This window comes from Planococcus sp. A6 (assembly GCF_028823615.1).
In the GTDB taxonomy this organism is placed as follows: Bacteria; Bacillota; Bacilli; order Bacillales_A; family Planococcaceae; genus Planococcus.
This window is the reverse complement of the sequence record NZ_JAPEHT010000117.1, coordinates 1-10,337: the sequence shown is the minus strand read 5'-3', so window position 1 is coordinate 10,337 and position 10,337 is coordinate 1. Positions and strand designations below refer to the sequence as shown.

The window sequence follows — 10,337 nt, the reverse complement described above, 5'->3', positions numbered from 1 at the left end:
CCTTTTTAGGTAAGTGCTTCGATCATTTCTTAGAGCTTAATGTAAACATCGTCAATTCAGGTTTGGCATTGATACGGATGGGCACTGCGCTCATGCCGATGCCACGGTTTACGTACAACTGATTGCCAGCAGCGCCATAATCCTCAATCCACCCATCCGTATGCTTTTCTTCTTCAGAAGTAAAGTCCATCCAGGACCAGCCGGGCAAGCCAGGAAGTCTGATCTGGCCGCCGTGTGTATGGCCAGCGACTGAAAATGGTGCTGAATTTGCGGGGAATTTTTTAAAAGAATTCGGGTTGTGCATCATTACCACACGTGGTGCATCAATTGAAATTCCTTTAAGGGCTTCTTCTGCAGAATCTTCACCCATCCAGTTTGAACCAACCCCTGTAATGTAAAGCCCTTTTGAGCCATCAGGCAAAATGTCCCCATTTACACCGAGCAGAGCAGATTCATTGTGCAAGACTTCTGCGCCTACGTCGTTTAATGCTTGGCGCATTTTTTTCGCAGCTTCGTTTAACGGCTGTGAGTCCTTTTTCTTCAATCCGAAGTCATGATTTCCCATAACGGCGTACATTGGAATATCCGCATCGCCAATTGGCTTCAATACTTCGATATTTTCGGATACTTTCTGCTGTGTGTCGTTTTTCGGGTGATAGATAAAATCACCAAGCAGCAAAACAACAGCAGGGTCTCTTTCGATGATTTCTTCGACGGCTTCTTCTACCGTGTCGGCGTTATCGCCCCATAATCCAATCTGAAAATCTCCAAGTACCGCGATTTCTTGGCCTTCCCATTCCTCAGGAAGCTTCGGGATGGCAGCTTCTTCTTGGGCTACGTCGAGCAATCGGGGTTCGAACAAGCCATATGCGATGACGAAAACCAATACGATGACAAGTGCTATGGCTATATTTCTAAATGTTTTCATTTCTATCCCCTAACTACTTCTTCGTTTATCTAGACTCAAATAGTTACCCGCCACTTTGCCCCCATAAACGTCCCTTCAGTCTCTTGCAGCTTTTGAATGAAACAGAAAATTAATGTGAACATCTCTGGAGCTGACGGATAGGAAAGCCAGCAAGCATGTCGAATATAAGGAGGAATAGAAACTGCCGACGCCTATGGATTTGAAATCCTGAGGAGGAGAAGAAAATGGACGTGATCAAGCATTCCGAATGGGCCGATACGAAGTTCACTTTGCATTTGCTGTCACAGATTCTTGGCAAGATCAAGCTCGAAACCGCCGAGCAGGAGCCTCAATGGGGGTACGTGACGCTCGCCATAACACCAAACGGATTTACGACAGGCTTGTTGTTCTATCAAGGTCAGGCGTTTCAAGTCGACTTGGACATTTATGAAAGCCGCATTCTCATCAATGTGGAAGGAAATGTGCAAGCCGTGCCACTCGAAACGGCCAAGTCGATCAAAACTTATTTCAAAGAGATCTTCGAAACGCTGTCGTCAAAAGGCATCGAGTTGAAGATCAATCCGAAACCGCAGGAGATGGCGTATAAAACCAACCTGAACGAAGACGACACCCCGCTAAGCTTCAATTGGGAACAAGCCATACGCGGGCTTAAACTGTTTCATTTTGCGGCCGCAGCACAGCTGAAGTTTATCGGCCCGCTGCGCTCCCGAAAAATGAAACCCGCGCTGTTTTGGGGAACGTTTGACGTTTCGTCACTCGTTTTGCCTGGCATCCGCCAACCGTATCCCGAAGACAAAGTCATCGAAAAAGCAGCATTCGATGAACATTTTATCGAGTATGGATTCTGGACCGGTGATAGCAATGTCGATACACCTGCGTTTTTTGTCCTGCCGTACCCGTTCGTCAATAAAGAACTCGACAGCGAACGGTTAAAGCCTGCCGATGCGTATTTTGAAGCTTCGATGAGCGAATACTTCCTGATGCTCGATAAAGTTGCGGGCTCGCCCGACCCGGCGCAAGCGATGCAGGAATTTTTCCGCTCGACTTTTGACATCCTTAGCGAAGAATTGGGCTGGCCAGACTGTTCGTATTATTTTACGCCGCTCGAAATGCCAAAACAGCAAGCAAAAAAATGAAGGAATAGGTGAGGAGAAGATATGCCGATTCAAGCATATTTTCTCTATTTTTTATTCGCGGTTCAGTCACAGTGACGAGGATTCCCAGCGTATCAAAAGTCCCGAAAAAATATTTTTGAAAGTATCTATTTTTATGTCTTCCGATGTGCTTTAATGGATTTAATGAAATTGTAAAAAAATTGAAATGGGGATGGTAGGATGGACCGCGCGTTCAAGATTGCGACGAGTTTTTTGATGGGTGTATCACTTTTTGGTGTTTTACCGGCAACACAATCGGCACAAGCTGAAGATTTGGTGGATGCGGATTTACTGGAGCAAGGAGATGACGTGACGGAGACTTTCTCGGCAGAAGATAACGAGCATTGGTACCGGATTGACGTCGATCCTGCACAAGTCGCAGCGCATACGCATTTTGAAGTTTCCCTTCAGTCGGAGGACGAATTGACTTTTACCGTCTATCCGGACGCAGACCGCGCGACCGCCGACCAGCCCTTTGACCCGTTCAGTAACTATAGTTTTGCAGAAATGAAATCGACTGTGAAATTCCCGATTGCCTGGGAAGGCCCTTACTACATAAAGGTCTCGTCTTACGCTGACGAATTGCCCGTGGAATTGCCTGAAGGCGAAGAAGCGGAAGATGCCAGCTACACGATCGGCTTTGACGGTGTCACTGTAAAAGCATCAAAACCGACAAATGACGAGCAATGCCCGGCAGAACTTGTTATGGGCGAAGCAGCTGGCGACCAGGCGCTGCTTGACCAATTGCGCGTGATCCGCGGCGAAGTGCTTTCCCAAACAGAAAGCGGCAAAGAATTGACGAAGCTCTACTATAAACTGGCGCCATTTATCGGCTATCAGGCCGTAACGGATGCATCTGTCCGTGATTCACTGAAGAAAAACCTCAATCAGCTCGACGGCTTGATCACGAGCATTGCAGAAAATGGTTTCCAAAGCTCGAAGACGATCACTGCAGCAGACCAGAAAGCGATCAGTGAATTGTACGCGCTCGCGTTGAAAACAGCGCCTGCGAATTTGAAAGACGATGTGGAAGCGGCAGGACAAGCAATCAACATTAACAAACTGGCTGGAAAATCAGTCATGTCTGCCATGCTTCCGACTCCATACGTCGTAAAAGATGCTTCCATGAACAAAGTCATTGTGAAAGTAAAAGAAGGCGAAACGTTGACAAAAGCGAAAGCCGGAACTGCTGGCATCCAGTCCGTTTCTGAGTTTGAAGCTGAAGCACCGAAATTCGACCAGTTCTTCGTGGTGGATTTGAAGTCTGGCATGTCAGCCGCTTCAACGGATAAAACGTTGCAGTCGCTTGAAGATTTGCCGGAAGTCGAATTCATCGAACCGGTACAGCAATACAAGCTTCACTCAGAAGATGCGTATTATAACGAGCAATGGTCGCTTGAAAACACGGGCGGCGGCTTTGGCATTGAAGATGCGGACATTGATTTCGAGGAAATGACGTCGCTTGCAGCGCAAAAAGGCCAGTCAGAAGTCATCACAGCCGTCATCGATACTGGCGTTGATTACACACTGGCCGATTTGAAGAACCAAGTGATCAGCACAGGCTATGATTTCATCAACGATGACAATAAAGCATTTGATGATCAAGGACATGGCACGCACGTTTCCGGCATTATCGCAGCGGAAGCGGGCAACGATTATTCGATGACGGGCATCAACCAGTCGACGAAGATCTTGCCGGTAAAAGTGCTCGATGCATCAGGATATGGCGATACGGAACAAATCGCATACGGTATCATCTGGGCAACTGACCAAGGCGCAGACATCATCAATATGAGCCTTGGCGGCGGCTACAGCCGCGTCTTGGAATACGCCATGAAATACGCAAGCGAGCGCGGCGTGACGATTGTCGCAGCTTCAGGAAATGACGGATGGGAAGAAGTTTCTTACCCGGCTTCATCGAAATACGCCATCGCAGTCGGCGCAACGAACAAACTCGACCTCGTCTCGGATTACTCGAGCTACGGCGAAGAGCTTGACCTCGTCGCACCGGGTACGGATATTCCAAGTTTGCTGCCGGACGGCAATGTAAGCTTGATGTCCGGAACATCCATGGCAGCTCCGCATGTAGCGGCAGTTGCAGGTGTCTTGAAATCGATTAATCCAGATCTCACTCCGGGCCAGCTCGAGAACTTGCTGACAGCATCAGCGGATGATGTCACGTTTATAGCAGAAGACGGTCCGCCAAGTTTTGAAGATGAATGGGGCTTCGAAGAAGATTTCCCTTATGAGATGGAAGAATTGGCACCAGGCTTTGATCTTGTCTCTGGTTGGGGCCGTTTGAACGGCGCACAAGCGATCCTAGCACTGGATGATAAATGGAATCTTGCTGACCGCATCAGTGGGGCAAGCCGCTACGATACAGCGGTGGAAGTATCGAAAAAAGGCTGGAGCACATCAGGCAAAGCCGTGATTGCAACAGGCGGCGATTTCCCGGATGCCTTGAGTGCAGCTCCGCTTGCGGCATATCAAAGCGCACCATTGCTACTCACGAAAACCGATTCAATTCCACAATCGGTAAAAGATGAATTGAAACGTTTGAAAGTGACACAAGTAACCTTGATTGGCGGAGAGGGCGCAATCAGCCCGATGGTCGAAATGGAACTAAACGAACTCGGCATTAAAGAAACAGCTATCAAACGCATCAGCGGCAAAAATCGCTACGAAACATCCGTCAAAATTGCGAAAGAAATGAAGACTTCGACTCAAGCAGTCGTAGCAACCGGCACAACATTTGCCGATGCCTTGTCGATCGCACCGGTCGCAGGCAGCCAGAAGATGCCGATTTTGCTGACGAAACCGAACGGCTTGCCAGCGGAAGTGAAAGCACATTTCGCAGCAAAAGCTTATAGCAAAACTTTCATCATTGGCGGTAAAGGCGCTGTTTCTGACAGCACAGCAAAAGAAATCAAAAATCCGGTCCGTTTGTCCGGCGCATCACGCTACGAAACGAACAGCGCGGTCATCAACCATTTCAAAGCATCTTTCGATAACCAGAACATGTACTTGTCGACCGGCGCAAACTACCCGGATGCACTCGCTGGATCCGTACTGGCAGCAAAAACGAAAGCACCACTTGTCTTGACTGCACCGAACGGTCCGAACGCGGCGACCGTGAAAACAGTCCAAACACAGCTGAAAACCGTCAGCGGCATTTACATCCTCGGCGGTGAAGGCGCTTTGCCAACGCAAAGCATCCAGCAATTGTTCGAGTAAAACAGGAAAACAGGCGATTCGGATTCCGGACGCCTGTTTTTTTATAACTCAATTAGGGGGCAAATACTATGAAACAGTTGATCGGTGGCGGTATCGCTGTCATCTCGGGTATTTTATTGTTCGGGTTTACTTTGGTCGCAGCGGCGGTGTACTCACCGCAATTAAGGGAAACTGGCTATTCGAGAGAATTTGGCCTGTATTTATCAGCACTGTGGGAAGTGGGGCTCGTCCCGATTATCTTGAGCGTGTTCTTTTTCATTATCGGGCTGGTGCTTTTGTTCAAAGCGACAGACAATGAATGGAAAGCGAAATACTTTTTAGCAGCAGAGGAAACAAAGCCAGAGGAAAAAGAATTGTGAAAGGAAGATTAGATGGAGAACGACTATCTATTCGAATCTGAACGGCTTGGATTCAGGCGGTGGAAAGCATCTGACCGCGAACCATTCGCGGCATTGAATGCAAACACTGACGTTATGGAGTTCTTTCCGAAAACTTTGAGCCGCGCCGAATCGGATGCCTTGATTGATCGCATTGAAACGCATTTTGAGGAGAAAGGCTATGGCCTGTGGGCAGTGGAGCGAAAAAAAGATGGAGCTTTTATCGGCTTTATCGGATTATTGGATGTCAGTTTCGATATCGGTATTGAAGACGCAACCGAGATAGGCTGGCGCTTGGACCAGAAGTTTTGGAAAAAAGGCTATGCGACAGAAGGAGCGAAGGCTTGCCTAGCGTATGCGTTCGACGAGCTTGGCAAAAGAGAAATCTACTCGTTCACTTCAATGATCAACACACCGTCTGAAACCGTCATGAAACGGATCGGCATGGAGAAAATGGGAGAATTCGAGCATCCGCGCGTTCCGGAAGGCAGTCCGTTAAGAAAGCATGTGTTGTATAAAATACAGAATCCATAAAAAAGAGGCCGAACTGGTATATTCCAGTCCGGCCTCTTTTGCGCTTCATTAATCAGCCAATTGCTTCACTACAGCCATTTCTTTCCCGAAGCGATGCCCTTGATCTTCAAAGCCTAAGCTTTTATACAGTTGATGGGCTCCGGCGTTCTCAGGATGATAGCCAACAATCACTTTCTTGGCTCGGAAAGAATCAGCCATTTCGGTAAGCATTAATTTCGTAGCAGCTTTTCCAATCCCTTGCCCTTGGTAGGCTTGGTCGACCATGATGCGGTAGATCCAATAGCCGTCCAATTCTTCAGGAACCGAGTTGAACATTAGAAATCCGACGGTCTGCCCTTCTACATGAATTGCATATGGACGCAGGCTTGGTTCAAATTTTGATTGGGCGATGGACACCGCATTCGGTTCCATATAGGTTTGTTGTTCTTGTGCCACTTCCAACTCGCAGCAAGCGTACCAGTTGTCAGCGTTTACTTCAGTAATGCTTACATTTTTTAATTCCATTATTTTTCCCCTTTCGAATTTCGGGGAACGCGAACGAGCCAGGTCAATTCGGCGCTATCCCCTTGCAATCATGGATAATGAAGATAGTTGTGTTTGTCATAATGAACGCCTCCTAAACTCGTAATGGCAGTCCGTATTTTGCACTGGACCTTTTGACTATAACATGTTCCTGCACTTTGATATTGATAATTTTGGAAAAGACAGAAACTCGAAAATAGACAGTAGAGGTCTTTCGGCAAGTTACAGATTGGCTACTATAAAGTGCTTCATGGATGCTGGGGAGCAACCGACACATAATGGTCGCTTATGTAGGTTGAAAAAAATGGTATTATTGGAATAAATATTTGAACGATATTATTCGATTTGGAGGAATGTCTATATGTCTACAGAAGCGTTGGTTTCGTTAAGCAGTTCATTCTTGTACTTCTCATTTATTGTATTTTTAATCGCAATCATCCCATTTGGAGTGGCTGTAAAATCGAAAAAGCAATCGGCAGTAAAAATTGCGATGGGCTTAACGATTGTCGGGTTTGCTGCTCAACTGAGTTATTTTATTTTGCGCTGGGTAGCAGCAGGCCATGCGCCGGTCAGCAATTTAAATGAATTCCTGACATTCTTCGGCATTATGCTAATTGGGAGCTTTTTAGGGTTTTTCTATATTTACCGTCAACCGGTTGTGGGCTTGTTCTTGCTGCCGGTTGCGATATTGATCATTGCCTATGCCAGCATGTTCGCGAATGAAGTATCGCCGCTAATTCCAGCGCTTCAAAGCCACTGGCTCACGATCCATGTCATTACGGTGGCTACCGCAAGTGCTGTGTTATCTGTATCGTTTGTAACAGGACTGATTTATTTGTTGAAGAAGGTAGATACATCGAACAAGAGCAAAAGTGGATTCTTTTTGGAATTAGTGCTGTATTTCATGGTAGTGGTTGTTGGCTTCATTCTCGTGACATCCGCGTTCGGAATTGCTGGATACAGCGCCAGTTATCAATTTGAAAATCAAGAAGGCCAGAGCCAGGTGTATGAGTATACCCTGCCAGCCATTGTGGTGCCGGATGAGGCGCAAGCCGTTTCTGGAACTGCCGAAAACTATGAACCGGCCTCTCACTATGCGGGGCTTGTAGAAATTCCCAATAACATTGAGACAGCCAAACTCAATTCGGTACTGTGGTCCTTTGTGGTCGGTTCAATCTTGTATTTGGTGATTCGTTTGATTGCGCGGAAGAAAATTTCACAATTGCTTCAGCCTTTCACGAATAGAGTTGATTTAACATTGATGGACGAGATCTCCTATCGATCGGTCGTTATCGGTTTTCCGTTATTTGCGCTAGGCGGGTCATTACTTTCCTCTTTTATGCAGCATTTCTTCACTTGCGGATTGGCAAAGAGTGGACGGGTGAAAAGACGGCGTGGCTTGCGATCATCGGCTTCGGCACCATTATTTTTAATCAGGTCTTCGTCAATTTAGTTATTTCAGGCTTGCATTCATATGCATGATTATTGGGAGGGGAATATATGAAAGATCGAATCATTCTCGTCATCGTCCTAGCAAGTGTACTGGGCTCATCCGCAGTCAGCGCCTCGTCTCTTAGCCAAACAATTAAGTCAGGTTATCACGCGGCAGCGGCGAGCATTCTTTTGGCGTTCGGCATCAGCAGTTTCTATACTTACATGAAGAAAAGAAAAGCTGAAAAAGTAGGATAGAAAATGAAGGGAGAGGATAGAATGAAGCGCACATTTTTAGTCGCAATCATACTGTCAGCCCTGATCACCTGGGGGCATATCTTCTTTGACCTGAAAGCTTTTGTGCCGGATCCGGTGGCCAAACTAGCTGTCGCGATAGCTCTCTTTATTTTATTCATCGGAATGATCAATTGGATTATACAAAAAGGCCAGGAAGAGGAGCTGGACTCTTGAAATGGCTGAGAGAGGAAAAGTCGCAGCGGTTCGGTATATAATACGGTTAAAGCAGAATAACGGGCACGCCGTTTTATCGTGGATAATGGATGAAGCACTGAAGAAGAGGGATGCGCTGAACGATGGCGCATCCCTCTTTTTATTTGGGCGGCATTCCATAATTTCTGCCGGTCTTTAATCTAAAACCGGATTTTAGACGTTTACTGAATAGAGTCGAAGAATACATAAAACAGGATGCATAAGAAAGAGGCGGAACAGATGGAGAACGGAAAAAGAGAGAATCCGGCAGCTGAAAAAACGAAACAAGCAAAAGGCGGGCAGTTTTATAAATCTGTCTGGCGCTGGCACCTGTACGCAGGGGTTTTGTTCGCGCCGCTGTTGGTGCTGCTTGCGATCACCGGTTCCGTGTATTTGTTTAAAGCGGAAATTGAGAATGTGCTATATGCGGATTATTACGAAGTTCAAGCACAAGAAGAGCGTGTGGCGGTTTCGGAACAGCTTTCGGAAGTGAACCGGCTGTATCCGGAAGGCATCGTTACGGCTTACCGCCCCGGTGAAAATGAGTCGCGTTCGAGTGAAGTGACGGTCGAAGCGGATGGCATGTCGATGACAGTGTTCATCGATCCGTACACCGGCGAATCGCTCGGTGAATTGAACAACGACGACCGCATCATGGACAAAATCGAAGAAATCCACGGCGAGCTGATGGCCGGGACACTCGGCGACCGCATCGTTGAACTGGCGGCGAGCTGGGCGGTCGTGCTCATCGTGACCGGTTTGTTCCTATGGTTCCCGAAAAAGATGAACGGAGCGGGCGGCGTATTATTCCCGCGCCTCCGCCAAGGACCAAAAATTCGCAGAAGAGACCTCCACGCAGTGCCGGCGTTTTGGCTGTCTGCCGGGTTATTGTTTTTGATCATGACTGGGCTTCCATGGTCGGGCTTTTGGGGAACCAATTTCCAGGCGCTGGTGACCAACACAGGAGAAGGCTATCCGCCGTCTGTCTGGATTGGCGAAGCACCGAAATCCGACGTCGAAACGCAAGACATTGCGGAAGTGCCGTGGGCGGCAGAGACGTTGGACGTGCCGCTGTCAACGGTGCAGGGGCTGGTCCCGCTGTCGCTCGATAAAATAGTCGAGATTGCTGATCAAGAAGGCATTCATCCGTCCTACTCGGTGTTCATCCCGCAGGAACCTGAAGGCGTCTATACGCTGTCCGTGTTCCCGCCAAAAGCGCAGGATGAGGCAACGATGCACATCGATCAATATTCAGGTGCAGTGCTGGCCGATTACCGCTACGACAATTACGGCGTCATCGGTAAAGTCGTTGCGTGGGGCATCACGCTCCATAAAGGCTCGCAATTTGGCCTCATTAATCAATTGATCAGCTTGTTCATCTGCCTCGGTATTGTCTTTGTAGCCGTGAGCGGAGTTTGTCTGTGGTGGAAGCGCAAGCCGAAAAAAGGCATGGGCGCTCCGAAAGCGCCGCCGCTGTTCAAAACGAAATCCTTTTTGCTTTTGATGATCGTGCTTGGCTTATTTTTCCCGCTTGCGGGATTGTCGATGGTCATCGTTTGGCTGTTCGATAAACTGGTGATCCAGCGCCTGCCGGCAGTGAAGAAATGGCTGAACGCATGAAAGGGGGAATGGAAATGAAGAAATTTTATGGGCCACTTGTGGCGGCGG

The 10,337-nt window shown here is 47.7% G+C and carries 9 protein-coding genes and 1 pseudogene; 8 read left to right on the top strand and 2 right to left on the bottom strand.

Translation table 11 applies throughout. From position 1 onward, the window contains the following. Positions 1–22: 22 nt before the first annotated feature. Positions 23–928: a metallophosphoesterase gene (locus ON064_RS14660; RefSeq protein WP_274625351.1), complete on the bottom strand. Its 906-nt coding sequence runs from the start codon at positions 926–928 to the stop codon at positions 23–25. Positions 929–1,152: 224 nt separating this feature from the next. Between ON064_RS14660 and ON064_RS14655 the strand changes: the two genes are divergently transcribed. From ON064_RS14655 to ON064_RS14640, 4 genes are all read left to right on the top strand, one after another. After that, positions 1,153–2,064: a DUF5996 family protein gene (locus tag ON064_RS14655; protein ID WP_274625350.1), complete on the top strand. Its 912-nt coding sequence runs from the start codon at positions 1,153–1,155 to the stop codon at positions 2,062–2,064. 198 nt (positions 2,065–2,262) lie between these two features. Continuing rightward, entirely contained in the window at positions 2,263–5,316 is a 3,054-nt protein-coding gene (locus tag ON064_RS14650; RefSeq protein WP_274625349.1) for a cell wall-binding repeat-containing protein, read from the top strand. A 68-nt stretch (positions 5,317–5,384) separates the two neighbouring features. Next, positions 5,385–5,675: a hypothetical protein gene (locus ON064_RS14645; RefSeq protein WP_274625348.1), complete on the top strand. Its 291-nt coding sequence runs from the start codon at positions 5,385–5,387 to the stop codon at positions 5,673–5,675. Between the two features lie 12 nt (positions 5,676–5,687). Then, positions 5,688–6,227, top strand: a complete 540-nt coding sequence (locus ON064_RS14640; protein WP_274625347.1) for a GNAT family N-acetyltransferase — start codon at positions 5,688–5,690, stop codon at positions 6,225–6,227. 48 nt (positions 6,228–6,275) lie between these two features. Here ON064_RS14640 and ON064_RS14635 read toward each other — a convergent pair whose 3' ends face one another. Beyond that, positions 6,276–6,731 (bottom strand): GNAT family N-acetyltransferase, encoded by a 456-nt coding sequence (locus tag ON064_RS14635; protein WP_274625346.1) that lies wholly within the window; start codon positions 6,729–6,731, stop codon positions 6,276–6,278. A 394-nt stretch (positions 6,732–7,125) separates the two neighbouring features. Between ON064_RS14635 and ON064_RS14630 the strand changes: the two are divergent. The 4 genes and pseudogenes from ON064_RS14630 to ON064_RS14615 all read left to right on the top strand — a co-directional run bounded on the left by ON064_RS14630 (position 7,126) and on the right by ON064_RS14615 (position 10,289). After that, a pseudogene (locus tag ON064_RS14630) lies at positions 7,126–8,231 on the top strand (cytochrome c biogenesis protein). Positions 8,232–8,249: 18 nt separating this feature from the next. After that, complete coding sequence (locus ON064_RS14625) at positions 8,250–8,438, top strand: hypothetical protein (RefSeq protein ID WP_274625345.1); 189 nt, start codon at positions 8,250–8,252, stop codon at positions 8,436–8,438. Between the two features lie 21 nt (positions 8,439–8,459). Further along, positions 8,460–8,651, top strand: coding sequence for a hypothetical protein (locus ON064_RS14620; protein WP_274625344.1), 192 nt, complete (start codon positions 8,460–8,462; stop codon positions 8,649–8,651). Positions 8,652–8,909: 258 nt separating this feature from the next. Next, entirely contained in the window at positions 8,910–10,289 is a 1,380-nt protein-coding gene (locus ON064_RS14615; RefSeq protein WP_274625343.1) for a PepSY-associated TM helix domain-containing protein, read from the top strand. Positions 10,290–10,337 lie beyond the last annotated feature (48 nt).